The sequence below is a fragment of the Deltaproteobacteria bacterium genome (genome assembly GCA_020848905.1).
Lineage (GTDB): Bacteria > Myxococcota_A > Polyangia.
The window spans coordinates 1-25,480 of sequence record JADLHG010000041.1 but is presented as its reverse complement, the minus strand read 5'-3'; the positions used below and the strand labels follow the sequence as shown (position 1 = coordinate 25,480).

The 25,480-nt window shown below is 71.0% G+C and carries 24 protein-coding genes; 13 read left to right on the top strand and 11 right to left on the bottom strand.

Annotated features, from left to right (window positions below; genetic code table 11):
* The first annotated feature begins 343 nt into the window (after positions 1-343).
* Entirely contained in the window at positions 344-550 is a 207-nt protein-coding gene (locus IT371_16740; protein MCC6749313.1) for a hypothetical protein, read from the top strand.
* Positions 551-606: 56 nt separating this feature from the next.
* Entirely contained in the window at positions 607-957 is a 351-nt protein-coding gene (locus tag IT371_16735) for a hypothetical protein (protein MCC6749312.1), read from the top strand.
* A 198-nt stretch (positions 958-1,155) separates the two neighbouring features.
* Here the strand turns inward: IT371_16735 and IT371_16730 are convergent, their stop codons facing one another.
* The 3 genes from IT371_16730 to bamD are packed head-to-tail and all read right to left on the bottom strand — an operon-like array spanning position 1,156 to position 3,746.
* Positions 1,156-2,196: a tRNA pseudouridine(13) synthase TruD gene (locus IT371_16730; GenBank protein ID MCC6749311.1), complete on the bottom strand. Its 1,041-nt coding sequence runs from the start codon at positions 2,194-2,196 to the stop codon at positions 1,156-1,158.
* Between the two features lie 32 nt (positions 2,197-2,228).
* Entirely contained in the window at positions 2,229-2,942 is a 714-nt protein-coding gene (locus IT371_16725) for a tetratricopeptide repeat protein (protein ID MCC6749310.1), read from the bottom strand.
* Between the two features lie 3 nt (positions 2,943-2,945).
* Positions 2,946-3,746, bottom strand: a complete 801-nt coding sequence (gene bamD, locus IT371_16720; GenBank protein ID MCC6749309.1) for an outer membrane protein assembly factor BamD — start codon at positions 3,744-3,746, stop codon at positions 2,946-2,948.
* 270 nt (positions 3,747-4,016) lie between these two features.
* Here bamD and IT371_16715 point away from each other — a divergent pair, with 270 nt between their 5' ends.
* Positions 4,017-5,120, top strand: coding sequence for a hypothetical protein (locus IT371_16715; GenBank protein ID MCC6749308.1), 1,104 nt, complete (start codon positions 4,017-4,019; stop codon positions 5,118-5,120).
* Here the strand turns inward: IT371_16715 and crcB are convergent.
* Genes crcB through IT371_16700 form a run of 3 tightly spaced genes read right to left on the bottom strand, consistent with a single transcriptional unit; the run spans position 5,115 to position 7,758 of the window.
* Positions 5,115-5,492: a fluoride efflux transporter CrcB gene (gene crcB, locus IT371_16710; protein MCC6749307.1), complete on the bottom strand. Its 378-nt coding sequence runs from the start codon at positions 5,490-5,492 to the stop codon at positions 5,115-5,117. The two genes, IT371_16715 and crcB, sit on opposite strands and share 6 nt — an antisense overlap.
* Positions 5,489-6,727, bottom strand: coding sequence for a protein kinase (locus tag IT371_16705; protein ID MCC6749306.1), 1,239 nt, complete (start codon positions 6,725-6,727; stop codon positions 5,489-5,491). Before IT371_16705 ends, crcB begins: the two co-directional genes overlap by 4 nt.
* Positions 6,724-7,758 (bottom strand): glycosyltransferase, encoded by a 1,035-nt coding sequence (locus IT371_16700; GenBank protein ID MCC6749305.1) that lies wholly within the window; start codon positions 7,756-7,758, stop codon positions 6,724-6,726. Before IT371_16700 ends, IT371_16705 begins: the two co-directional genes overlap by 4 nt.
* 72 nt (positions 7,759-7,830) lie before the next feature.
* On the opposite strand from IT371_16700, the gene IT371_16695 reads away from it, so the two are divergent.
* Genes IT371_16695 through IT371_16685 form a run of 3 tightly spaced genes read left to right on the top strand, consistent with a single transcriptional unit; the run spans position 7,831 to position 12,052 of the window.
* A complete protein-coding gene (locus IT371_16695) occupies positions 7,831-8,538 on the top strand; it encodes a hypothetical protein (protein MCC6749304.1) in 708 nt (235 codons plus the stop codon).
* A gap of 20 nt (positions 8,539-8,558) precedes the next feature.
* Positions 8,559-10,487 carry a tRNA uridine-5-carboxymethylaminomethyl(34) synthesis enzyme MnmG gene (mnmG, locus tag IT371_16690; GenBank protein MCC6749303.1) on the top strand — a complete coding sequence of 643 codons (1,929 nt, stop codon included), beginning with the start codon at positions 8,559-8,561 and terminating at the stop codon, positions 10,485-10,487.
* Positions 10,484-12,052: an outer membrane protein transport protein gene (locus IT371_16685; GenBank protein ID MCC6749302.1), complete on the top strand. Its 1,569-nt coding sequence runs from the start codon at positions 10,484-10,486 to the stop codon at positions 12,050-12,052. Before mnmG ends, IT371_16685 begins: the two co-directional genes overlap by 4 nt.
* A gap of 21 nt (positions 12,053-12,073) precedes the next feature.
* Here IT371_16685 and IT371_16680 read toward each other — a convergent pair whose 3' ends face one another.
* Entirely contained in the window at positions 12,074-12,493 is a 420-nt protein-coding gene (locus IT371_16680) for a PilZ domain-containing protein (GenBank protein ID MCC6749301.1), read from the bottom strand.
* 333 nt (positions 12,494-12,826) lie between these two features.
* Here IT371_16680 and IT371_16675 point away from each other — a divergent pair, with 333 nt between their 5' ends.
* From IT371_16675 to IT371_16665, 3 genes are all read left to right on the top strand, one after another.
* Positions 12,827-13,672 carry a hypothetical protein gene (locus IT371_16675; protein ID MCC6749300.1) on the top strand — a complete coding sequence of 282 codons (846 nt, stop codon included), beginning with the start codon at positions 12,827-12,829 and terminating at the stop codon, positions 13,670-13,672.
* Positions 13,673-13,739: 67 nt separating this feature from the next.
* Complete coding sequence (locus IT371_16670) at positions 13,740-15,128, top strand: hypothetical protein (protein MCC6749299.1); 1,389 nt, start codon at positions 13,740-13,742, stop codon at positions 15,126-15,128.
* On the top strand, positions 15,125-15,955 hold the full coding sequence (locus IT371_16665) for an inositol monophosphatase (protein MCC6749298.1): 831 nt from the start codon (positions 15,125-15,127) through the stop codon (positions 15,953-15,955). Before IT371_16670 ends, IT371_16665 begins: the two co-directional genes overlap by 4 nt.
* A 172-nt stretch (positions 15,956-16,127) precedes the next feature.
* Here IT371_16665 and IT371_16660 read toward each other — a convergent pair whose 3' ends face one another.
* Both IT371_16660 and IT371_16655 read right to left on the bottom strand, forming a co-directional pair.
* Complete coding sequence (locus tag IT371_16660) at positions 16,128-16,823, bottom strand: hypothetical protein (protein MCC6749297.1); 696 nt, start codon at positions 16,821-16,823, stop codon at positions 16,128-16,130.
* A gap of 218 nt (positions 16,824-17,041) precedes the next feature.
* On the bottom strand, positions 17,042-17,278 hold the full coding sequence (locus tag IT371_16655) for a hypothetical protein (GenBank protein MCC6749296.1): 237 nt from the start codon (positions 17,276-17,278) through the stop codon (positions 17,042-17,044).
* 515 nt (positions 17,279-17,793) lie between these two features.
* Here IT371_16655 and IT371_16650 point away from each other — a divergent pair.
* Positions 17,794-19,080 (top strand): NupC/NupG family nucleoside CNT transporter, encoded by a 1,287-nt coding sequence (locus IT371_16650; GenBank protein MCC6749295.1) that lies wholly within the window; start codon positions 17,794-17,796, stop codon positions 19,078-19,080.
* A gap of 62 nt (positions 19,081-19,142) precedes the next feature.
* Complete coding sequence (locus IT371_16645) at positions 19,143-19,715, top strand: Uma2 family endonuclease (protein ID MCC6749294.1); 573 nt, start codon at positions 19,143-19,145, stop codon at positions 19,713-19,715.
* Between the two features lie 10 nt (positions 19,716-19,725).
* Here the strand turns inward: IT371_16645 and IT371_16640 are convergent, their stop codons facing one another.
* Positions 19,726-21,441, bottom strand: a complete 1,716-nt coding sequence (locus IT371_16640) for a hypothetical protein (GenBank protein MCC6749293.1) — start codon at positions 21,439-21,441, stop codon at positions 19,726-19,728.
* A gap of 278 nt (positions 21,442-21,719) precedes the next feature.
* On the opposite strand from IT371_16640, the gene IT371_16635 reads away from it, so the two are divergent.
* Positions 21,720-22,172 carry a hypothetical protein gene (locus IT371_16635; GenBank protein MCC6749292.1) on the top strand — a complete coding sequence of 151 codons (453 nt, stop codon included), beginning with the start codon at positions 21,720-21,722 and terminating at the stop codon, positions 22,170-22,172.
* 34 nt (positions 22,173-22,206) lie between these two features.
* Complete coding sequence (locus IT371_16630) at positions 22,207-23,526, top strand: hypothetical protein (protein ID MCC6749291.1); 1,320 nt, start codon at positions 22,207-22,209, stop codon at positions 23,524-23,526.
* Positions 23,527-23,554: 28 nt separating this feature from the next.
* Here IT371_16630 and IT371_16625 read toward each other — a convergent pair.
* Positions 23,555-25,480, bottom strand: a 1,926-nt coding sequence (locus tag IT371_16625) for a hypothetical protein (GenBank protein MCC6749290.1), incomplete at its 5' end; no start/stop codon positions are given.

The window sequence follows — 25,480 nt, the reverse complement described above, 5'->3', positions numbered from 1 at the left end:
GGGGAACCGACCTACGGGAACCTTGCCCCAGGGAGCCGGCAGACGAGCCTGGTCGCGGGCCACAGCGATCGGGCCGCTGCATTCAACCGCCGACAGGAGCCCGCTCCGCATGGCGCGGAGCGCTGGAGTTTCAGGCTAAGGATCTCGACTTCCCGGTTGGTCTGAGCCCGGTCTACGAGCCCGCGGACGTGAGTGCGTTGCACCCAAGCCCGAGGCGACGGCACGGAGCCAGAACACCCGATCCAGGCGGATCCCCGACGCAGCACCGTGGCGCAGGTTGCAAGTGAGGCTGTTCGCATGATGGATTCGAGTCCCGGGGGCGGAAATCGACGCGGCAGACGGAATGGCCGGCCTGGGGGGCCCTCCGGAGATGACCGAGGCGGGCGTGGCGGCGGCGGCGGCGGCGGTGGCGGTGGCGGCGGCGGCGGCGGCGGTGGCGGCGGCGGTGGCGGCGGCGGCGCGGGCCCCGGCAAGCGGCGCCGGCGAAAACGCGGGCGCGGCGCAGGCACCGGCGGTGGGGGCGGTGGAGGCGGTGGCGGCGGCCACGTAGCCCGGCAGCATCAGATCGATCGCCTGCCTCCCGAGCCGGGGCGGCATGATTCGAGCGTGCTCGGTGGCCGTGCCCCTCGCGTGGCCGGCGAGGCGCCACCCCCACGACGGCAGGAGGACGGGCCACCCGACGCGTTCAAGCTCTTCTGCGCCTTCCACCTGGGAATCACCGCCGACGACACCTACCAGAAGCCGACCCTCGACGGGGTGGCCCGTCGGTACGGAATGCCGGTGGACGAAGTCCAGAAGCTCCTGAAGGAGTACCGGATCGATCAGGAGACGATCCGGAAGGCGCGCTTCGATCTGGAGGCCGCGCAGATGGACATCCGCGTGGCGCCGGCCGGGATCAGTCGCACGGAGATCGCGCGCGAGCTCTACGACTGGTACCTGGACACGATCCAGGAATAGCAGGCAGGCACCGCAGCGAGCAACGCCATCCGCCGGGCAGCGAGCAACACCGCCCGGCGGGATGGAGCTCGATCGTACGGGTCGCGAGGCGCCCGCCGGGCAAGGCGCGAGCGAGGAGCCCGCGGAGCTTACTTTTCCGTAAGTGAGCAGGCACCGCAGCGAGCAACACCGCCCGGCGGGATGGAGCTCGACCCGTAGTTATTTACAGAGCTCGCGCAGGACGACCGTCGCGTACGCCCCCGCCGGGAGCGCGAAGCGCAGCCGTAGCGCGGAGGGGTCGTCGACCACCGTCTCGAGCTCAGGCTCGCCGAGCGGCACCGCGAGCGGACGCCGGCCCCCGCGGGCGAGGCGGCCGAAGCGCGCGAAGTCGTCCGGCCCCACGCGATGCGCGTCGAGCACGCGATCCTCGGCCTCGCGCGCGGCCGACCCCTCCTTAGGACGCGGCATGCGGGGACCGCACATCGGCCCGGTGATCACGAGCTCGCCTCGCTCGAGTCGCGCCTGATCCGTCTCGCGCTCCTCGCTCACGAAGAGGCCCCCGCTGTCGGTGCGCTGCAGAACCTCGCCGCCGAGGAGGTTCGCGAGCAGCCCCTGCCCAATCCGCTCCGCGAGCACGGCGTTGAAGAGAAACGACTGGAGCGACGAGACCAGCAGCCGGTGCTGGTGGCGATCGCGCGGGAGCTTCTCCTCGCCGCGCAGCATGGCGAGCGCCCGCTCCGCGTTGTCTCCCGCCGAGCCGAAGCGCTGCGCGCCGTAGTAGTTCGGCACGCCGCTCTCCGTCAGACGGGCCAGGATCGCCCGCGCCCCGGCGACCGCGTCCCCCTCGCGCACGCCTCGCAGGACGAGCACAAAGCGGTTTCCCTGCAGGTGTCCCGTGCGCAGCTTGTTCTTGTGGCGGCCCGCCTCGAGCACGCGGAGCTCCGGCCCCTCCACGGCGAGGAGCGCGGCCGGGTCGACCCCGCTGAACGAGAGCCACTGTCGCGTGACGGCGTGGCGATCCTTCATGCCCGCGTAGCCCACCGTGGCCGGCGAGACCCCGACCGCACGCGCGAGCCGATCGATCGCCTGCGGCGTCGTGAGGCCCCGCTTCTCGATCCGCACCAGCGTGTGCTCTCCCTCGCCGCACGGCAGGTAGGCGGGGAGCTCCTCGACGACGAAGTCCTCGGGGTCGCGCGTCGCTCCTCCGACGCCGGGAAGCTCGGCGGTCAGGAGCGGCAGGGCTAGGGGATCGAAGCGCATGGACGTGGGGGTGGAGGCCGAGGGCGCGCGGGTCAGCGCTTGTTGCCCATGGCCCGCACCATCTTGAGGTACATGAGCGCGCTCTTGTTCGTGGGCTCGAGGCGCAGGACCTCCTGCCATTCCGCGAGCGCCGCGTCGGCCTGGCCCGCCGAGTAGAGCGTCACGCCGAGCTGCAGGCGCGCGGGAACGAAGGTAGGCGTCGCTTCCGTGACCTCGCGATACTCGCGGATGGCCTGCTCCATCTCGCCCATGTCGCGGTAGGTGTTGGCGAGCTTGGTGCGGATGTCCACGAAGGTCGGGCAGAGCGCGAGCGCGAGCGTGTATTCCCGCACCGCCTCGGCGAAGAACCCGATGCCGTGGTAGGCGTCCCCGATATCGGCGTGCATGTTGCCGATCTTCCCCTTGGCGAAGGGGTCGAGCTGCCGCGGCTGGCTCCGGCAACGCGCCATGGCCTGCGTGTAGATCTTCTTGGCCTCGCGATACTTGCCGAGGTCGTTGTAGGTCACCGCGAGGTTCAACGCCGCCTCGGTGTACTGCGCGTTGATCTTCAGCGCCTGCTCGAAGCACTCCTGCGCCTGCGTGTACCGCCCCTGGTCGTGATAGATCACGCCCAGCATGTTGTAGACGTCGGCGAAGCCCCGGTTGTCCCGCAGCACCTGGGTCAGGATCTTCTCCGCGCGGTCGAACTCGCGGTTGCGGTAGTGCTCTTGCCCCAGGGAGAGGAGGTGTCTGATCCGCTCGTCCATCGCTCAGTTCCGATGCTCTGCGAGGTATTGGAGGTAGAGCTTGGCCTTGGCCGCGCGGTGATCGCCCGGGTACTTTCGGGCCAGCGCGAGAAAGGTCTCCCGCGCCTTGTCCGGCTTCTTCATCTTCAGGTACGTCTTCCCGAGGAGCAGCATCACCTCGGGGTCGATGTTCGCGTCGGGGTAACGGTTGAGCAGGCCCTCGAGTCGCAGGATCGTGGCGTAGGGCCGATCGTTCTCCAGATAGAAACGCGCGACGTAGAGCTCGTGGTCGGCGAGGTTGCGCACGCACTGGCGATCCATGTCCGCGACCTTCGCCAGATAGGGGCTCCGCGCGTAGGTCTTCCTGAAGTTCTGCACCTCGCGCAGCGCCTCGCGCGTGGCCGTCTGGTCCTTCTCGTGCCCGGGCGGCACCAGAAACCAGTCCGACGGGATCTGCTTCATGTAGGCCTCACAAACCTTGTAGGCCGCGTAGCCGTCCTCCACCTGGGGGTGCGTGGGATGGAACTTGACGAACAGTTTGTAGGCGTCGATCGCCTCGAGGTACTTCTCTTGCGCGAGATAGGTGTCGGCGACGCGCAGCTCGGCGAGCGTCGCGTAGCGAGAGAAGGGGAACTTGCTCTTCACGAAGGCGAAGTACTTCATCGCCTCCGGGTAGCTCTCGTCCTTCAGCTCCCTGAGCCCTTTCTCGTAGTTGGCGCGCGCTGTTTCGCCGTACGAGACGGAAACGCCGCCCCCTGCCTCGGCGCAGCCGACCAGGCTGCCGCCGCAGAGCAACGCGATCCATCCCAGGAAGGCCCGATTCATGAAAACCCGCCGAATTTGCGCCAGCTTACCCTTTGCCAGCGGGGGTGTCAACGCGCGGCGTGCGCCCAGAGCCCCTCGGTCGGGGCCCGCCGGCAGGGGACCCCCGTGAGGCGTCCCGTGGGCCGCCTGGCGTCTGGGACTGCCAGGTGGTGCGCTTCCGGAGACCACCGGGGGGAGACGACGGCCAGGCAATGGCATAAATATTTGTTATTAAATGATTAAATAGGATAAATAGCCTTGGCCTCGACCTTGCTTTTTCGGTCGCCCAGCATGCCGACGCTCCGACTATCCCACGCCCCGCGACTGCTCCTCGCCGCCACGGCAGGGCTCCTCGTCTCCGCCCTTGCCGGGCCGGCCTCCGCCGGGCCGCGGCTTCCGGGCAGAGCCGACCTGAAGGTCCCCCAGCTGCTCCGTCGGGTCGTCGGCCTGCGCGGGCTGCTCTCCACCCCGCGAGACGCCTGGCCCGCGCACTTCAAGCGCGAGGCGGCAATTCGCGCGATCGAGACGGAGATCCACGAGCGGCCGGACCTGGAGAACACCTTCCGGGATTACTACGGCCACCTGGGCGGCAAGACCCTGTGGCGCACGCGCGACGCCTTGGTGATGCTCGGCATCGGGACCGTGGTGAACATCGGCGGCTTCCTGCAGCCGCACCTGCTCATCCCTTACCTCCTGGCCGGCGTGGCGCTCGACGTCTTCAACTTCGCCAGCCGCGCCTACGAAGTCGCACGCATGAAGCGACGCACGACGGTGGCGCTGCTCCGAGATGGCCGGATCCCCGAGGAGCTGCTCGCTCCCCATCGGGATGCCGTGGGGGCGGTGGAGGAGCTCGGCCCGGGGCTCCCGCCCGCTCCGCCGCGTGGACGCGCGCGCGCACGGCTCCACGAGAACCGCCTTCCCGGCGCCGTTCAGAAGGTCTTCAGCCTGATCTCCACGGTGGCCGCGCACCCGACGAAGTGGAAGAGCCGCTGGACGCGAGAGGTCGCGCTGCAGGCGCTGGAGGCCGAGGTGCACAAGGTTCCCCACCTCGAGTGGGCCTTCGAGCAGCGCTACGGCGAGCTCGGCGGGCGCAGCCTGTGGAGCCTGCGCGACGCGGTGGTCATGGCCGGGATCGGCGAGGCGATCAACATCGGCGGCTTCCTGCAGCCGAACCTGCTCGTGCCCTACCTGGTCGCGGGCGTGGCCGCGGACCTCGGCACCTTCGGCTTGCGCCTGGCGAGCGTGGCCCGCACGCGCCGCCAGACGCTCCTCTCGCTCATCGCCGACGGCACGGTCCCCGACGCGCTGCTCGCCCCCTTCAACGCCGCGCTCGGGAGAGCCCCGACGGATCGCAACCACGCTCCTCGCAGAGCGCGGGTCGCGCCCTCTCTATAGGAGGCCCTGGCCGAGCTGCCAGCCCCCCGCGGTCGCCAGGAGCCCCACGACGAGCGAGCTCGCCACGTAGAGTCCCGCCGACAGAAACGCGCCCCGGTGGAGCAGGGCGAGCGTCTCGAAGCTGAAGGCCGAGTAGGTGGTGAAGCCGCCGAGCACGCCGGTCACCAGGGCGAGCTGGAGGTTCGGCGTCCAGGCGCTCCACCTCTGCGCCAGGCTCATGAGCAGGCCGATGGCGAACGAGCCGAGGAGATTCACCGTGAGCGTGCCCACGGGGAAGGCCAGCGGCACGAGCCGCGTCCAGAGGAGCACGACGAGGTAGCGCCCGCCGCTCCCGAGCGCCCCGCCGAGGCAGACGAGCAGAAACCCCTTCATGGCGCGAACGGCCAGCGGTCGGCCACGAGGCGAAACGCGAGGACCGCGGTGCCGCAGGCCAGCAGCAGCCAGAGCAGTGTCCAGACCAGCGAGCCGAGGACCCGCCCGCCGGGGCCACGGGCCACCACCGCAGTGGAAACGTCGTCGGGAACCGGCACGATCAGCGGCGGCGTGGACGGGGGCTCGGGGGCTGCCTCGACGGGCAGGGAGCTGACCACCGACGCGAGAGGCTCGGGCGCGGTCGCAACCGGCGCTTCGACGGGAGCCGGGTCCGCGGGCGAGGTGGCGGCCGGCGCTTTGACGGGAGCCGGGTCGGCGACGGGTTCGAGCGCCACGGGCTCGGGCTGCGCGGACGCGCCGGAGCGGAACGCCTCCATGAACGCCGCGGCGTCGGGGTACCGCGCCTCGGGAGCTCGAGCCAGGGCCCGCAGGATCGCGGCCTCGACGGGCTCGGCAGCTGCGAGGCGCTGGCTGGGCGGAGGTACCGGCTCGTCGAGCAGACCGCCCTCCTCGCGCCCCCCGGAGGAGGCGTCGAAGGGCCACGCCCCCGTCACCAGCCGATACGCCAGCACGCCGAGCGCGAAGACGTCGCTTCGCGCGTCGGGCGCCGCTCCGAGGAGCTGTTCGGGCGAGAGCCCCTCGGCTGCGGGCCGCCCGTCGAGCAGCGCCGCCGGTAGCTCCGCCTCCCCCGCTCTCGGCTCGAGCGCTGCCATGCCGTGGTCGGCGAGACGCAGCCCCGGCGGCCAGACGCCGTCAGGCCGCGGCACGACGAAGACGTTCTGCGGCTTCAGATCTCCGTGGCAAAGACCGCGCTGGTGCAGGCAGGAAAGACCGGCGACGAGGCCCTCGAGGAGCGCCCCCGCCTCGGCCGGCTCGAGCGGCTCCAGCCCCTCGAGCACCTCGAGCAACGAGGATCCGGCCGCGAACTCCGCGATGGCGTAGACCCCGCCGTCGGGCAGGCGACCCACCTCGCGCAGGGCGAGCAGCGCCGCGCCGTCCAGCTCGCGCACCTCGCGGGCGAGGGCTTCGAGCCGCAGGGCCGCCTCGGCGCGCGCCCCCACGGCCGGGTGCAGCAGCTTGACGGCCACCTTCTCGCCCGTCGTCGGGTGAACGGCCGCGTACACGACGCCGTGAGGACCCGCACCCACCCGCTGCCGGATCTTGTAGCCCGCGATCGCCTGGCCCCGCTCGAGCTCCCGGTCGTCCACCGCGTCCCTCTTGCCTTCGGCGGTCATTCTCCGCAGTTCCCGTCGCCCGGGCAACTCCCCGCCGCACGGCGGCAGTAGGCGATGAGCGCGTCGAGCTGCGCGGCGTGCGCGGGGTTTGTCGCCGGAGAGCGCCTCACCGCGACGAAGTGCTCGAGCGCGCGACGATGATCGCCGATACCGACGGCCGCGAGCGCCGCCAGGTTGTGCGAGATGACGTTCTCCGCGTTGTGGCGGAGGCTCTCCTCCGCCGCGCGCAGCGCCGCCGCGTGCTCACCCGCCGCCGTGTGGAGCTGCGCCAGCTTCATCTGCAGCCCGTCGAGCACCGAGGGCCCGAGCTCCGGCCCGCCGAGCTCGAGCGCGCGCTCGAGCGCCGCCCGCGCCTCGGGGAAGCGCCCGAGGGCCTTGAGCGTGGCCCCGAGCTGATAGTGGAGGTAGGCCTCCGCCGGCGCGCGCGCCACGGCCGCCTCGAGCAGAGCGAGGTTTCGCGCCACGCGGCTCTCGCCCTGCGCCGTGGGCTGCGCGTAGCCGCGGTGGAGCACGAGCAGCTCGCTCGAGCGGATCCGCCCTCCGGCGCGCTCGATCGCCGGTCGCACCTGCTCGTGGATCGTCCCCTCGTAGCGATAGGCGGGGTGGCGCCGGAAAAGCCGCGTCAGGCGCAGATCCTCGTAGGTCGCGAGCTCCCCCTCGGGGGCCAGGTTGCGCACCGTGAGCGTGAAGGCGTCGGCGCCAGCGTCGTCCAGCAGCGGCCCGAGCTTCGCGCGGCTCGAGACCTCCAGCGCCTCGTCCGCATCGAGCACCAGGATCCAGTCGGCCGTCACCGCCTCGAGGCCGGCGTTGCGTGCGTCGGAGAAGTCGCCGTCGAAGGTGCGCTCCAGGAGGCGTCCCCCGCGCGACCGGACGAGCTCGCGCGTCCCGTCGGTGGAGCCGGTGTCAACCACGACGAGTTCGTCCACCAGGCCCGCGACGCTGTCCAGGCACGCACCCAGCGTCGCCTCCTCGTTCTTGACGATCATACAGAGCGAGAGCGAAGGGCGCGCCATGAAGCGCCAGGCTAGCACGCGAGCGCCCACGCCTCCTACGCCCGCGGCTGCTATTGACAGCGCCTCCCCGAACCTGGAAGGCTGCGCCCCATGCGGCTTCCCCCCGTCCTCGTACTCCTCTCCACCGTCGGCACCCTCGGGTGCCCGGCCTCCGCTCCTCTGCGGCCCACCTACCCGGCGCAGAGCACGGTGAAGGTCGCTCCGAGCGCGCGCTGCGCGTCGCCCCCCTGCACCTGCCGTTCGCTCGAGGGGGGGGAGGACCAGCAGGAGGAGGGCATTCCGGCCGGTCAGAAGCGCTTCGAGCTCCGGCTGCCGAAGACCACCTCCGCGGTCTGGGTCGAGGTGGGCGGCCGGGGCGTCTTCTACAAGGCGCCGTCGGACCTCGCCGAACGCTGCGTCTACGTCGACCTGCCCGTCGGCGAGCACCAGGTGACCGTCCACAGCGAGAAGCGCGACCCCGAGGTGGGGCTGCAGACGGGGCTCACCCTGCACGAGTACGGCGCGAAGCAGGGACCGAGCTGGTACCGCGCGCTGCACTTCGTCTGCGGCGGGCTGAACAAGTGCACGCGCTCGGACCTCGAGACCTGGAGCGCGTTCCAGCGCAAGCTCCCCCGAGGCGTGCTCGACCCCTGCGGCTCGACGATGGTGCGCGGGGTCCAGGTGAGCGGACGCCGCGCGGAGAAGGGCGACGACGAGTACGAAGAGCTGACCGTGCGCTTCAGCGTGAAGCTCTACGCCTTCGAACCCTATCAGAGCCCGGGCTCGAGCGAGTGCAAGGCCCCGATCAAGAACCGCTGAGCCGTCCGCTGTCGTCGTCGATGGACCACCGGGTGGAGATCGCCGTGATCGGCGCGGGGCACGCCGGCCTCGAAGCCGCGCTCGCGGCGGCGCGCCTCGGCTGCCGCGTGGGCCTCGTGACCTGCGACCCGGCGGCGATCGGACGGATGTCGTGCAACCCCGCCATCGGAGGGCTCGGCAAGGGGCACCTGGTGCGCGAGGTGGACGCGCTCGGCGGAGAGATGGGCCTCGCCGCCGACGCGACGGCGATCCAGTTCCGGCGGCTCAACACGCGCAAGGGGGCCGCGGTCCGTGGGAGCCGCGTCCAGTCGGACAAGGGCCGCTACGCGGCGCGCATGGCCGCCGTGGTGCAGAAGGAGCCGCGCCTCGAGCTCCTCGCGGGAGAGGCCACGGAGCTCGTGCTCGAGGGTGGACGCGTCGTCGGCGTGCGACTCGCCGACGGGCAGCGGGTGGCCTGCCGCGCGGTGGTGGTCACGACCGGGACCTTCCTCTCGGGGCTCATCCATGTGGGGCCAGAGCGCGAGCCCGGCGGGCGTCGCGGCGAACAGGCGGCCTACGCCCTCTCGGCCTCGCTGCGTGCGCTCGGTCTCTCGCTCGGACGCCTCAAGACCGGCACCCCCGCGCGCCTCGACCGCGCCTCGATCGACTTCGCACGCCTCGAGCCGCAGCCGGGCGACGCCGAGCCGCGCCCCTTTTCGGCCTGGAGCGTCTGGCCCGACGGGCGTCCGCCGCTGCCCCAGCGCGAATGCCACATCACGCACACGACCGAGCGCACACACGACCTCATCCGACAGAACCTGCACCGCTCGGCGATCTATTCGGGAGCCATCTCAGGGGTCGGCCCGCGCTACTGCCCCTCGATCGAGGACAAGGTGGTGCGCTTCGCCGACCGCGACCGCCACCAGCTCTTCCTCGAGCCCGAGGGACTCGACGTCCCCGAGATCTACCCGAACGGCATCTCGACGAGCCTCCCAGTCGACGTGCAGGAGGCGCTCGTCCACAGCATCCCGGGCCTCGAGGCGGCGCGCCTGCTGCGACCGGGCTACGCGGTGGAGTACGACTACAGCGACCCCACGCAGCTCGAGCCGACCCTCGCGGTGCGCGGGCTGCCCGGCCTCTTTCTCGCGGGGCAGATCAACGGCACCACGGGCTACGAGGAGGCCGCGGCCCAGGGGCTCCTCGCGGGGATCAACGCGGTACAGAGCGTGCGCGAACGCGACCCCGTGGTGCTGCGCCGGAGCGAGGCCTACCTGGGAGTGATGGTGGACGACCTCGTGACGCGCGGCACGAGCGAGCCCTACCGCATGTTCACCTCGCGAGCCGAGCACCGCTTGCTGCTGCGCGAGGACAACGCGTGCGCGCGGCTGACCCCCCTCGCCCGTCGGCTGGGGCTCATCGACGACGCCCGCTGGGCCCGTTTCTCGGCGGACCAGGAGGCCGCTGCCCGACTCGGCCGGAGGCTCGTGGAGACGCGCATCCCCGCCGACGCGCGCCTCGCCGGGCTGCTCGCGCAGAGCGGCACCGCCACGGTGCAGCCCGGGACCTCGCTCGAGGAGCTCTTGCGGCGCCCCGAGGTGAACCTCGCGCTTCTCGGGCAGCTCGAGCTCCTCGACGGGCTCGAGGGCGCGGACCCGCTGCTGCTCGAACGGGTGGAAGTCGACGTCAAGTACCGCGGCTACATCGTCCGCCAGCAAGAAGAGGCCGAGCGGCTCGGCCGCCTCGAGGACGAGCCGGTCCCGGACGCCTTCGACTATCGCCGCATCGCCGGGCTGAGCAACGAGGTCCGGGAAAAACTCGAGCGGCAGCGCCCGCGCTCGCTGGGGCAGGCGGCGCGCATTCCGGGCATCACGCCGGCCGCGGTCGCGCTGCTTCACGTGCACCTCAGGGCCCACTTGAACCGAACCAGCGCCGGGCCTGCAGCCCAGCCGACAGAGGGAGGTACTGGATGAAGGTCTTGCGTGCGGGGCTGCTGCTCCTCGTCGGTGTCGCGCTCCCCGCGAGCTCCCGGGCGGGCGGCTTTCACTACCCGGAGCTCGGCACCGTCGGTCTGTCGCGCGGCGGCGCCTTCGTGGCCACCGCCGACGACCCGACCGCGATCTATTACAACCCGGCCGGGGCGGCACGCATCGTGGGCACCCAGATCCTCCTCAGCGGCAACCTGCTCAACGAGACGCTTCGCTTCCAGCGGCGCAGCTACGAGGACCCCACGCGCGCGCCCGACCGTTACCCGAACGATCCGACCCAGCGCATGCCTGAGGTGGTGAACAGCGATGGGTGGTTTCCAGCGCCGTTCTTCGCCGTGACCTCCGACCTGCACGTGCTGCGCCCCTACCGCATCGTCCTCATGGCCGGCATCTACGGGCCGAACGCGCACAACACCCGCACCATGCCGCGCTACTGCAAGCCGGGCTCGAACCCCTGCGAGCCGGTCGACAAGGGCCAAGCGAGCCCCGCGCGCTACGAGACGGTCTCGACGGAGCTCCTCGTCCTCTACCCGACCTTCGGTGCCGCGTGGCGGCCGATCAAGAGCCTGAGCCTCGGGGCGGTACTGCAGCTCGGGTACAACACGATGACCTACAAGACGGTCGTGGCCGGCCTGATGAGCGAGAACCCGGACACGGACGTAGAGGCCACGCTCAACATGTCCTCGGGCATCTCCCCCACCGGCATCTTTGGCGTGCACTGGGCGCCGCTGCCGTTCCTCGAGCTCGGGGCGTCGGTGCGCATCGGCTTCACCTTCCACGCCACGGGGCAGGTGTGCATGGGGACCAAGGAAGCCGGGAAACCCTGCCAGGGGCTCCCCAAGGAGACCGTCGACAAGCTACCGCTCAAGATCCGCCTCGAGCCGAACCCGGCCCCCGCGCACATGGACATCCCCAAGGCCTGGGTCGTCCGGACCGGCGCGCGCTACGTGCACCGCGACGGGGAAGGCAAGGAGAAGGCCGACGTGGAGCTCAACTTCGTCTGGGAGAACACCTCGCGACTGAAGTCCTTCCTCTTCGTGCCGGACCAGCCGATCAAGACCGTCCTCGAGGAGACCGGCGAAACCTTCACCCAGGTGAAGGAGCTCGCCGAGCCCTACGAGTGGCAGAACAGCTGGAGCCTGCGCCTCGGCGGATCGTATCGCTTCCACCGCATCTTCTCCGACGCGACGCTCATCCTGCGGGCCGGCGGCTTCTACGAGGCGCCCGCGCAGAAGGACGACTACGTCCGACTCGCGTTCATGCCTTTCGAGCGCGGGGGCTTCACCCTCGGCGGCGGCCTGCGCTGGAGGCGCTACGCCGTGGACGTGGGCTACGCGCACATCTTCAACAAGACGGTAACCATCGCGCCGCCGGCGGGGGCAGCGGAGTGCACGAACACGGTGACGGAGAACTGCGGCAGCAACGTGCGGCAGATGGTCCCGCTCACCTCGGCGCCGATCAAGTTCGGCTCGGTGATCGGCAACGGGACCTACGCGGCGGCGATCGACGAGATCACGCTCGGAGCGTCGGTGGTCTTCGACGGGCCCTAATCGCCCGGCCCCGAGATCGGGTCAGGAGGAGCGCTTCGCCGCGTCCACCACCCAGGAACCGGCGGCGTAGCCGGGAGCGGCAGGCGGCGTGAACTCGAAGCGCTGGAGCAGGCGACGGAGGAGGCGCTGGTCGTCGAGGCTGCGCGCCTCGAAGGAGAGCCCCATGCCGCGCGGTCCGGCCGCGGCAGCGTCGGCGGCGCGCACCACCAGACCCTCGAGGCTGAGCCGCTCGGACATGCTCTGCGGCTGAAGCTCGAGGTTCACGCGCGTCCCCACCGGCAGCGGGCGGTTCGCCCGCACGAAGAGCCCGGTGGAAGAGAGATTCGTCGCATAGGTGAAGAGCAGAACGTCCTCGGCTGGAGCGTGCACTTGCACCGACAGGGTGCACGACACGCGCGGCTGACGGCGCTGCTCCGTGCTGGTCGGACCGTCGAGGGTCACCGGGCGCTCCTTGTACGAACGAAGGTGTGGAATGGGATCACTGTAGGGGGCCCTGCTCCCCCTGTCAATTGCCCATCTGCGAGGAAATCCATGTAAGGACGTGACGTTTCGCGTCATGGGTCAGATCTCTCCGGGGTTGATTTCCCGCACGGTCAGATCTCACCCAGGTTGATTTCGGCCGCGCGCGCGACTGGGGCAGGAGCCGACACCCGTGGGAACTTGTGCCCCAAGTGGTGGATTGGCCGGTCCAATTCGCCGGGCGGGCTCGCTCCGCGCGTTGCCGGTCGGGGGGGAATGGCCTACAGTCGACCGCGCTCGATGGAGAAGAGGACCATGCCCGGACGCACCCGCGCGATCACCGCCATGGCTCTGGTCGGCGCCAGCCTCGCGCTGGTCGGGGGGATCGGCTGCAAGCCCGGGCCGGTCCCTGCGGACCAGACGAGCCTCGTCCTCGACCCCGGCCCGAACCCGGGGCCCCCGGCCCGCCCGGTGAGCCTCGTCTGGCACCATCACAGCACCGGGCAAGACCTGCTCGACGGCGGTCTCCTCGCCGCGCTCAAGGCCGACAACATCGCCTTTCACGACCTGAACTACGAAGAGGCGAAGGTGGACGGCTACGTGATCGGCGACCACACCGACCCGCCGGACTTCCCGACCAACTTCAACACGCCGAAGTACTTCGAGGTCATCGCGGGCTGGGAGCTCGAGAAGGGCAAGCAGCACGAGGTCGTGATGTTCAAGAGCTGCTTCCCCGCCTCGGCGATCGAGAGCGACCAGAAGCTGGCCGACTACAAGAAGTGGTACCTGTCGCTCGTACCGACCTTCACCAAACACCCGAAGATCCTCTTCCTGCCGCTCTCCACGCCGCCGCTCACGCGCGCCGAGACGCAGCCCGAGCACGCCGCGCGGGCCCGCGCCTTCGCGAAGTGGCTCACCACCGAGTACGTGAAGCAGGCGCCGAACGTGCGCGCCTTCGACCTCTTCAACGCCCTGGCCATCCTCGAGGGGAAGGAGCACGAGAACACGCTGGCACCGCAGTTCGCCGCCGCGCGCAAGGACTCGCATCCGACCCCCGAAGGGGCGAAGGCCGTGACGCGCCTCTTCATCCCGTGGCTCAATCGCACCTTGAAGGACTTTGGCCTCGGCCACGCGCCCGCACCGGCCACCGCCCGGCCGTGAGGCGAGCAAACCGAACTCCGTCGAGACGCGCGTGAAGATCCACTTCACAGCCATTGGGGGCACAGGCATGGGGGCCGTGGCGGGCCTTTGCGCGCAGGCCGGCCACGAAGTGCGCGGCTCCGACGGACCGCTCTACCCGCCGATGAGCTCGCTGCTCGCGGAGCTGGGCATCCCCCGCGCCGAGGGCTATCGCGCGGAGAACCTCGACTGGGGGCCCGACCTCCTCGTACTCGGCAACACCTGCAAGGCGGACCACGTCGAGCTGGCCGCGGCGCGCGCCCGAGGACTGCGCGTGGTCTCGTTCCCCGAGCTCCTCGCAGAGCGGTTTCTCGACGGGCGGAAGGTGCTCGTGGTGGCCGGGACGCACGGCAAGACGACCACCACCTCGCTGCTCGCGCATCTGCTCGTCGACGCGGGGCTCGACCCGGGCTACCTCGTGGGGGGCATCCCGGCGAACTTCGGCCGGAGCTTCGCCCTCGGGCGCGCCCCCTGGTTCGCGATCGAGGGAGACGAATACGACGCGGCGTGCTTCGACAAGCGCCCCAAGTTCGTGCACTACCGACCCCACCTGGCGATCCTGACCAGCGTCGAGTTCGACCACGCGGACATCTACCCGACGATGGCGGACGTGGAGCGGGCCTTCGCCGCGCTCGTCGAGCGCATCCCCCCGGAGGGAGGAATGCTGGTCTGCGCCGACTACGAGCCCGCGATACGCCTGGCCCACGCGTCGCGAGGGCGCGTGGAGCGCTACGCCGTGCGCGCGCAGCGAGCTGCGCTCGGCGACCTCGGCGAGCTCGAATGGACGGGGACCTTCACCGACCTCGGCCGAGGACGGCACGCGCTCGAGGTCTGGCACGACGGCCGGCCCTTCGGTCGGTTCGAGGTGGGGCTCGTCGGCGCCCACAACATGGCCAACGTGCTCGCGGTGGTCGCGACGGGGCATCGCGCCGGGTTGACCCCCGAGGTGCTCGCCCGCGGGCTCTCCCGCTTCGGCGGCGTGAAGCGCCGGCAAGAGGTGCGGGGCCGCGTCCGGGGCGTGACGGTGATCGACGACTTCGCCCACCACCCGACGGCCATCCGCGAGACGCTGCGCGCGCTGCGCGGCGTGCACGGCGACGGGCGCCTGATCGCCGTCTTCGAGCCCCGAAGCGCCACGAGCCGGCGGAACGTCTTCCAGCAGGACTTCCCCGCCGCGCTGGCCGAGGCGGACGAGACGCTCCTCGCACCGCTCTTCGCGCCGGAGAAGATCGCCGAGGCCGAGCGCCTGGACGTGGCGCGCGTGGTGACGGACCTCGAAGCGCGCGGCCGGTCGGCGGCGCTGCTGCCCACGCCGGAGGCCATGGTGGAAAAGCTCGTGCGCGAAGGCCGTCCCGGCGACACCGTGGTGGTCATGTCCTCGGGGGGCTTCGGCGGCCTGATCGAGAAGCTCCTCGCCGCCCTCGGAGCCACGTCATGACCGCAGGCGACCTCTCTCGCGCGCTCGCCATCGCCCGCGCCGCCGCGCGCGCCGGCGGGGCTCTCGCAAAGACCGGCCGCCGGGCCGGGCTGCGCGTGCACTACAAGGGCGAGGTGGACCTCGTGACCGAGTGCGACCGCCAAGTTGAGGCGCTCGTGGCCGCGGAGCTGCGCCAGGCCTTTCCCGACCACCTGATCGTAGGAGAGGAAGGGAGCAGCGCGGCCGTGCCGGCGCCGGGACAGCCCGTCTGGTACATCGACCCCATCGACGGCACGACCAACTTCGCGCACGGGATGCCCTGGTACGCCGTCTCGATCGGCCTCGAGCTCGACGGCGAGCGGCAGGTCGGCGCGCTCTACGCCCCCGAGACCGAGTGGGAGCTCTGGGCAGTGCGCGGGGGCGGCGCCTTCTTCAACGAAAGGCCCCTTCGGGTCTCGGAAACGCCGAGCCTCACGCGGGCGCTCGTCGCGACCGGCTTTCCGTACGACCGCGCCGAATCCCCGGACAACAACGTGCGCGAGCTCGGCGCGGTGCTCGTGCGCTGCCAAGGGATCCGCCGCGTGGGGGTGGCCTCGATCGACTGCGCGATGCTCGCGCTCGGGTGGATCGACGCCTACTGGGAGCTGAAGCTGAACCCGTGGGACGTCTCCGCGGGGGCGCTGATCGTCGAGGAGGCCGGGGGACGGGTGACGAAGCTGGACGGCACGCCGTTTCGCTCGACCGACCGGCACCTCGTGGCGAGCAACGGTCGCGTGCACGAAGAGCTGCTCGCCGTGCTACGCGCCGTGCGCGAGGGAGGCAGCGCTCCCCCGGTCAGAGCCGGTTAGCGCCGCCGGCTAGGGCCCGATCCGAAATAAGCTGATCGTGTTGCGGCGGTCGAGGCGCGCGGCCAGCAAGGCGCGAGGAGGACGCCTACCCGTCGGTAAGCAACCGACGAGCAACGACGCTGGCCGTGATGGATCGGCCGCCTCAATGAGCAGGTTATTCCGGATCGGGCCCTTAGCGAGGCTGCGCCGCGGGGCGGAGCTCCTTCGTCTGAGCGCGCCAGCCGCCCACCACCTGCGTGAGCGACTTCGTTTCCTTGCCCTGCACGCGCCGGAAGACGTTGGCCACCACATTGCAGCCGGCCACCGAGAGCAGGTGCACGCCACGCGTCAGGCCGACGTAGCCACGAAAGAGGCCGCCGATGCCGCCGCGCTCCGAGCCATCCCGCCGCCAGCCGATGTAGGTCGCGAGCTGGGTGCCCACGCTCGGGTACTTGATCATGGCCTGGCTGGCGAGGATCCCGAGGGGGATGGCGAGGGGGTTCACCGTGAGGGCCGACGAGCCGATCGCCGCGACGAGCCCGTAGGCCGCCGTATCGAAGAGGTTGTTCAGCACCCCACCGACGACGAGGCGCCCAACGCGATGGCCGATCCGGCGGTCGCAACGCTTGTCCACGGCCAGCTCGACCGAGAGGCGATGCGCTTCGGCGAAGTCAACGAGCGCGGCCTGAATCCCCGAAGGCCGGCGCGCCGCCACGGGGAGCAGGTCCGACTGCCCCGCGCCCTCCTGCCACCCCGCTTGGGGCAGCCCGAGCTCTAGCTGCTGGACCGCGTCCTGCGGTGCTCGCGACCCATCGGCCCAGGCCCGAGGCGCGCTGCAAAGGGCGAAAAGGCTGGCCAGCAGCATCCAGCGGTTGGTCGTGCGCGTCATGACGGTCGAGCCTCCCTCTGCACCCCGGGGCGGGGAACAGCAAGCCGCGTGCCGCAAACGGGAGGTCGCGACCCGGCCGCCGCGTCACGGAGGCCCGCGAGATCGCGAGGGACGCGTCCGACTGCCGCACCGCTCCCTCGGAGAGGGGCGACTGTCCGGGTTGCCACCGGGAACGGGAATCCTCGCACGCTTGCCGGACCGGGCGCCGCGCCGGGCCCTTACTGGCAGGTCGCGCTCTCGAACGTGCAGAGGTACTCGCAGCGCTCGCCGACGCAGGCCAGGCGGCCCCCCGCGCGAAGCGCCTCGCAGGGATAGTGCCCGCAGGGCCACTCGCACCCCGGAAGCGCAAAGTACCCCGCCGCCAGCGCCTCGAAGCGCCCGCGCTGCTGCGCCGGGTTCCAGACCCCGGGGCAGAAGGGCCAGCGGAAGGCCGCGGGGGCGCAATCCGTCGCCACGCGGCAACGGCGCAGGACCTCGAGCTCGGCCGGCCCTGGTCGCGCGGCAAGACGCCGGCATCGAGCACCCCCACCGGGGCCTCGCCACGGCCGGGTCCTCCACCATCCACCGCTTCCGCGTCGGAAGGGGTGGCGTTCCGCGCGGCGCACCCCCACGCGCACGCGACCACGAGCCAGCAGCCTATGGGACGCAATCCGAGCCCCCCCCTTTGCAGCGCGAAGCGACCGCAAACGGCACCCCACGTCCAAAGCTACCACCCGCGCACGCCGCCAACGACAGCCCTCGCGCGCATCGAGTAGACTGCCCATTCCTTGCCCGGAGCGAGCCCTTGACCCCACCTTCCGCGCCACGCCGCCGCCTCTTCTGGGCCCTCCTCTTCGGTCTCTTCGCGACCACCTGGATCGCCCACGTCGGACCCAGCGCCGCCGCCCCGCTCGAGGCCCCCGTGGCGCAGCTCGGCGCTCCGGGCGACGCCACTTCGAAGCGCGTCTTCAAGCCGCGGCCCACGACCCTGGTGGATCGCGTGCTCTCGGCCACCGGCCTGCTCGTGCTCATCGCCACCGCGTGGCTCATGTCCAACAACCGCCGCCGCGTGGACTGGCGGCTCGTGGCCTGGGGCGTGGGGCTGCAGCTCCTCTTCGCGCTGCTCGTGCTGAATCCCGTCGCGGGCGACTTCTTCTTCGGCCCCATGGACCGCGCGATCAAGAAGCTCCTCTCCTTCTCGGAAGCGGGGGCCGACTTCGTCTTTCAGTCGGTCCATCCGCACAAGGTGGAGCACTCCGCCGACGGCCGCTCGTTCGCCACCGAGGTCTTCGCCGGTCGCATCAGCCCCACCGCGAAGACCTTCGCCACCTGGATCCTGCCCTCGATCATCTTCTTCTCGGCGCTCATGGCCGTGCTCTACCACCTCGGGGTGATGCAGTTCGTGGTCCGCTGGATGGCCAAGGCCATGCTCCACACCATGCACACCTCGGGGGCCGAGACGCTCTCGGCCGCCGGCAACATCTTCCTCGGCCAGAGCGAGGCGCCGCTCCTCGTACGCCCCTTCATCGGCCGGATGACGCCGAGCGAGCTCATGGCCGTGATGGTGGGCGGCTTCGCCAACACCGCCGGCGGCGTGCTCGCGCTCTACGTCGGCCTGCTGCACAACGTGCCCGGGATCGCCGGGCACCTGCTCATCTCCAGCATCATCAGCGCCCCGGCCTCGCTGCTCATCGCCAAGGTGCTCTATCCCGAGACCCTCCCCGCGGAAACGGTGGGGAACCTGAACGTGGAGGTCCCGCGCACCGACACGAACCTCATCGAGGCGCTCTCGCGCGGCGCCTCCGAGGGGGTCACGCTGGCGATCAACGTGGCCGGGATGCTCATCGCCTTCGTGGCCATGGTGGCCTTCGTGAACTACCTGCTCGGCTTCGCCGGCCTGAGCCTCGAGCAGCTCCTCGGCTGGCTCTTTCAGCCGCTCGCCTTCGCCATCGGCATCCCCTGGGACGAGGCCGGCGCCGTCGGACGCCTGCTCGGCGAGAAGCTCGTGCTCACCGAGGTCGTGGCCTACGTGCGCCTCGGCGAGCTTCTGGACAGCGGACGCGCCGTGCTCTCCGAGCGCTCGGCGGTCATCGCGTCGTACGCGCTCTGCGGGTTCGCGAATTTCGCCTCGGTGGGGATCCAGCTCGGCGGCATCGGCGCCATGGCCCCCGACCGCCGGGCCGACCTCGCGCGTCTCGGCCTGAAGGCCATGCTCGGCGGCGCCATCGCCACGATGATGACCGGCACCGTGGCGGGGATCTTCCTCTCGGGCAAGTAGCGCGGCCCCATGCGCCGCAGGGTGCCTTGCTTGCTAGCCCCTCTGCGAGGCATGCTGGAGGCATGCGCTCCGCTCCGCTTCCGCCGCCCAGCCGCCCGGCCACCTACGCGGACCTGGAGGCCCTTCCGGACAACGTGATCGGAGAGATCATCCACGGTGCGCTCGTCGCGTCTCCACGGCCGGCGATCCGACACGCGCGCGCCTCCTCGGTGCTGGGATCGGACCTCGGCGGCCCCTTCGACCGCGGCCGTGGGGGGCCAGGGGGTTGGCTTATTCTGTTCGAGCCCGAATTGCACCTCGGTCCCGACGTGCTGGTGCCCGACCTCGCGGGCTGGCGGCGCGAGCGCGTGCCCACGCTCCCCGACGTGGCGGCAATGACGCTCGCGCCCGACTGGGTCTGCGAGGTTCTTTCGCCCAGCACCGAGGCCATCGACCGCGCGGCCAAGATGGAGATCTACGCGCGCGAGGCCGTGAGCCATCTCTGGCTGGTGAACCCGAAGCTTCAGACGCTGGAAATCTACACGCGCGCGGAGACCGGCTGGCTGCGTCTCGCCGCGCACCAGGGAGACGCGAAGGTCCGCGCGGTCCCCTTCGACGCCATCGAGCTCGAGCTGGACGGTCTCTGGAGCGTGTAGCGCGAACCGCCTACTCGGCGCGGAAGCGGAAGACCCGGCCGTCCTTCTCCTTGAGCGCGAGGAGCAGGAGCTGCACCTGGGTCATCTGATCCACCTTGGTGGGGTTCTTCAGGCCGAAGGCCACGGCCTCGTGGAGCGGCACGAAGCGGATCGTGCGCCGCTGCTTGACCACCTGGTCCAGCGAGACCCCCGGCCGGAGCGCGAACTCGCGCACCACGAGGTTCATGTGGAAGGCGTTCTCTCCGACGCTCGCGTTGAAGTTCCCGAGCTGGAAGGTGCGCTGCGTGGCCTCGAGGCCCAGGCCGGCGAGCGTCCGATGCGCGCCGCGAATGGCCTCTTCATAGATGGGGCGCACGCCGAGATTCCCGCGCTGGCCTTTGTCAGCCCGCGCCGCGCCGCCCCGCACCTTCGCGTAGCCGGCCACGTCGCGCACGATACCCCGGAGCTGTATGCCGGAGGTCACGTTGCCGACGGGGTTGGCGAGCCCCTCCGCCACCCACTGAAGCGTGCGAGCCAGCATTCCAGGGCTCACCGTGGGCACGAGCCCGACATAGAGCTGGCCGTCGGGTCCGCGCAGCACGGGTAGCTCGGAAACCTGATCCGGCGCGACCGCCGCCTTGTGCTCGAACTTGTCGGTCCGGGACTCGCGTCCGTTCTTGGTGCGGACCGTGAAGGAGCGGGATGCGATGCGCAGGCCGTCCCCCGTGTCGGCTTCCCCGGTGACGGGGTCCGTGGAGGGCCCGAGCTCGACGCGGGTGTAGTCGGTCGCCTTCGTGCCGCGACGGCGCTCGGGGTCGAAGTCTCGCGCGAGGTCGGCCCGCTCAGTGGCGGACGGCCAGGACGCGAGCGACGCGGGAACCGTCAAGCCGGCCTTCGATACCGAGGCGAGCAGGCCGAGGGCCACGCGACCGTCGATGAGTCGCCCCATCTGGAGGTAGCGGATGGCGCGCTCGAGCGGCACGCGGGGGAAGCTCCGCACGCCGGTCTCCGCCAGCTCGCCGCTGCGAGCCTCGCGCAGCAGGTTCTGATCCACGTCGAGGGGGTGCTTGGCCACGAGCCCGAGGACCGTCGTCACCCCCGCCGAGCGGTCGGGCGAGATCGCCAGGTCCGACAGCCGAAGAATCGGGTCGCCAAAGAGCTTGCGGAAGACGCGCCGGAGCTGGGTGTCGCTGAGCGTCGTCTTCGCCATCTGCCGCAGCCCGAGCTCCTCGGCGACGCCGCGCACCAGGTTCGCGCCGATGCGCAGCCCCTTGGCCACCTCGAGCGACTCGCTCATGGACTCCGAGAGGACGAAGGAGGTGCCGCCGGGCCGCTGCGGATCTCCACGTCGCAGCGCCACGGGGACGCGCGCCTGCTCGCGGAAGACCACGGAGTACCTCCCCGCCCCTTCGGGCACGAAGACCATCACGTTGAGGACGTCGGTGCCCTTGGTGCCAAACCCGCGGGCAAAGACCGCCGTCTTCTTCGGAACGGGGTTGAGCCCGCCCTGCCCACCGATCACGTTCAGCGGAAAGAGCCGCAGGAACGTGGCGGGCGCGTGGCCCCGCAGGGTGACCGAGGGAGAGGCCTCCTCCTGGTTCCGCCCTTTCTTCGCCGCGACGGCGACGAGGGGGAGGAGCGAACCCCCGAAGCCGAGGGCCACCGCCAGGCCGAGCGCCCGTCTCGACCGGGGGCCGAGGAGGGCGCGCGCAAAGGGAAGGCTTCGTCGGGCGAGTTCGCAGGCCATGAATGACTCCGTGGGCAGGGTCTGAAGCAAGCCGCGTTCCAGCGGCACGGGGCCTCGGGCGCCGGCTTCGGCGAGCGACGCGATGCGGCGTCCCGCGGCTTACTTCGCAGGATCTCTGACCATCACAGGCCGGAGGCACGGCAGGCGGTCCGGCCGGCCGGCAGGGCTTCCCGGCCGCGGAGCCAGCCTGGCTAGTGGCACGATCCGCCAGCGGCGGCCAACCCGCGCGTCCGGGGCTGTGCGTTGCCGCGTGCCGGCGCCTCCCGTATGCTGACCGCATGTCCGAGCAACCCGACCCGAAGGACGCGGCCCGGCGCATCACCGAGCTCGAGGCCGAGGTGGCGCGCCTGAAGGCAGCCACGGGCGCCGCCGTCCCCGGCGAAGGAGAGCAGGGCACGCCCGATCACGCGGCAGGGGCACCCTCGTCGGACTCGACCTCGGAGTCGGAATCGGGGGCGCTCGACGCGGACCTCTCTCTCGGACGGGAGCCCTCCCGCTCGAAGACCGTGCTCCTCGGGGCTGGCATCCTCGCGGTCACCCTGGGCCTGATGGCCGCCGTCTTCTTCGCCCTGTCCACGGGCTTCAACTCCGTCGCCCACCGGGCGGCCAAATCCCTGGTTCCAATGGTCGCCCCGCGCGGAGGAGCCGCCGAGCCGGAAGCGATACCCCCTCCCCCGGCGCGCTTCGCCCCATCGCCCCCATCCGACATTCCCCGCGCCCCCGGCCTCTAACCGCGGACCAGGGCGTCACGTCCGGGGGGACCAGATGCAGCGATACCGGGTGCTCGGAGCTCTCTCGCTCGTCGTGAGTACGAGCGCGGCCTGCACTACGCGGGATGCGAGCGCGCCAGGAGATGGCGGGAGTTCCGACGGGCCGGCGCTCGTGCGCGACGCGGGAGTGAGCCCGACGGTCGACGTGGCGGGGCCGGGCGAGGCCGGCCTTCCTTCGGGTCCCTGTCGCTACGGCGTGACGCCGCGACGACTCCTCGAGCCCCCAAAGGGGGCCGACGATCCGGTCTTCGCCTGGACGGGCGTCGAGTACGGGCTCCTCTGGCGCGACTACCGGGACACGCTGCCCGGCGAGAACACCCGCAGCGAGCTCTACTTCCAGCGGCTCTCGCGACAGGGGGTCTTGCAGGGGAGCGCGATGCGCGTCACGACGGGGACGGGCTTCGGCGCGACGGCACCGCGCCTGGTCTGGAACGGGGCGAGTTACGTCGCGGTCTACGCACGCGACGGGAAGTTCCACCGGTTGGTGCTCGACGCGCAGGGGACACCGCAGGGCGACCCGACCCCGCTCGTCGGAGGACGCGAGGCGAAGCTCGCCGTCGCGGGCTCGACGGTGGGCCTGGCCTGGATGACCGCGCCCGACGTGCTCGAGAAGCCCGCGGACTGCCCGACCTGCTTCTACCGGGCGCAGGAGATCTGGTTCGCCGTCTTGCCGGCTACCGGCAGTTTCACCCCCCCCACCGCACCGCTCGACAGCGCGCGCTGGGCGGTGCATCCCGCGGAGCCGGGGAGCGACTACTTTCGCCGGTCCCATCTGCTCGCGCGCGACGCGGGCTTCAGCCTGGCCTGGTTTCGGCAGGTGGAGCGCCAGCCGAGCCAGCTACGTCAGGTAGTGCTCGACGCGCGCGGGAGCCCGACGCGGACGCGCGACCTGGCGCTCCCCGGCGTTACCAGCTTCCGCCACGCCTGGGATGGGCGAGACCTGGCCGTGCTCTACCGCGCCGAGGAGAAGTTGCCGGTCAAGCTCCACCTCGCCCCGGCGGGAGGCCCCGAGGTCGACACCTCGATCGGCGAGGGGGCGGTGCAGGATCTCTTCTTCGGGCCCGACGGACTCGATCTCTTCTGGATCGACGTGAAGCACCCGATGCCGGTCACTCTCTCGCGCCGCTCGACGACGGGCGCCCTGCGACCGCTCTTCGAAGGACCCGAATCGGGCTATCCGGTAGACGAGCGCTTTCGCATCCTGCCCGTCGACGGCGGCTACGCCTTCCTGTGGTACGGCGCGCCGACGCCGAAGAGCAAGACCGACTTCCAACCGGCGGCGCTCTGGTTCTTCACGCTGGAGTGCAGCCCCTGAGCAGCCGCCGGCGGAGGAACTCGAATGCCTACGGGGCCGCGGGCGCCGGCAGCTTGAGGATCATACCGCCATTGCAGAAGGCGTAGATGCTCGAGGCATCTCCGCCCACGATGGCGTTGATCTGCTGCGTGGTGCCCGACATGACCTGACTCCAGGTCTGTCCGTTATAGCGGAAGAGCCAGCCCGCGTTCCCGCCGGCGTACACGTTGTTCGAGCCCGAGCCCCAGATCCGGTTCGGAAGTCCCGTGGGTACCGGGCTGAGGGTGGCCGAGCTCCAGGACGTCCCGTCGAAGTGGTGAATCTTCGTCCCGGAGGTGATGAACACGTCCCGCGACCCCGTGCCCCACACCCCGTAGAGCGCGTCCGTTCCCGCCCCGGCCACCGTGACCGGCGCCCAGGCCTGGCCGTTATACTTGAGAACGGTTCCCGCATAGCCCGTGGCGTAGACCTCGCTCGCGCTCGTGCCCCAGACGCCGTTCAGGTTCTGCTGCGTCCCCGAGGTCATGGCCGTCACGGCCTGGCCGTTGTACTGCCAGATCCGGCCGCCCGTGCCGACCATGAAGACGTTGGTCGCGCTCGAGCCCCAGAGGTCCGACATCGAGCCCCAGCCCGTGGTGGGGGGAAGTCCGGTGACCTCCGTCCAGGCCGACCCGTTGTGCACGAGGAAGCGCTGCGTGGGCGGGTCGAGATTCATCTGCGCGAGCGCGAAGAGGCGCCCAGAGACGGGCTCGTGCCAGAGCCGGGTGATCTGCGTCGCGGGCAGGGAGAGCCCCATGCTCTCGAGCTGCCAGTACGAGCCGTTGTAGCGCACGAGGTAGGGCTGCATCTGCTGCCCGGACCCGACCGTAGTCGCCGCCACGATGTTCTTCGGACCGAGCGCGGCGGCGGCGGTGATCGACGCGTAGAAGCCCGAGCTCTCCAGGCTCCAGCTCGTGCCGTTGTGGCGCACGGTCGTGCCCGAGACGCCCTGCATGATCACGTTGTTCGCGTCGCTGCCCCAGATCGCGCTCAGCGTCATCGAGGTGGGCAGGCTCTGGACCGCCCAGGCCGTCCCATTCCAGCGATAGAGGCCGTTGTCGCCGTGGATGAAGAGGTTGTTCGACCCCGAGGCCCAGAGGCGGCGCCAGATGGCGGCCGAGGGAGCGCCGGTCACCGTCACGGGGCTCCAGGCCGAGCCGTTGTAGCGGAAGACCGCGCCGTTCGTGCCCACCACCCAGATGTCCGTCGCGCTCGTGCCGAAGACGGCCGTCACGTGGAAGCTAGCCGGTCCTCCGGAGAGCGTGATGCGGCTCCAGACAGAGCCGTTGTACCGGAAGAGCAGGCCGCCCTCGCCCACGACGTAGATGTTGTTCGCGTCGGTGCCCCAGATGCCGTAGAGCGTGGAGCTTCCCGCCCCGGGGAGCTGGATCGAAGCATCCCACGAGGTCCCGTTCCAGCGCTGCAGCCGGTTGCCCTGCCCGACGACCCAGATGTTGTTCGCCGCGGAGGCCCACATCGCGACGCGCCAGGAGCCGGCGTGAGCACCCGAGCTACGGTCCACTAGGGTCGAGCCGTTGAACTCGTAGATGCCGTCGACGGTGACGACCCAGGCGCTGCTGGCGCCGAAGGCGTGGACCCCGACGAAGGTCGCGTAGCTCGGGAGCTGGAAGAGGTTCCACTTCGCGCCGTCCCAGCGCAGGAACGCGCCCTGGTCGCCGGCGGCGAACACGTTGTTCGCGGCCGTGCCGTGCAGGGCCTTGATCGTAAAACCGTGCGGCTGCGGGCTCTGCGCGCAGAGGCCGCCCGAGGAGCAAATCGGGTTGGTCGGAGGCATGACCTTCCCCGCGTCTCCCGTGACGCCCTTGTCCGCCGTCGTCCCCTTGTCCGCCGTCGTCCCCTTGTCCGCCGTGGTGCCTTTGTCGGCGGTCGCGCCCTTGTCCGCCGTCGCGCCTTTGTCGGCGGTCGCGCCCTTGTC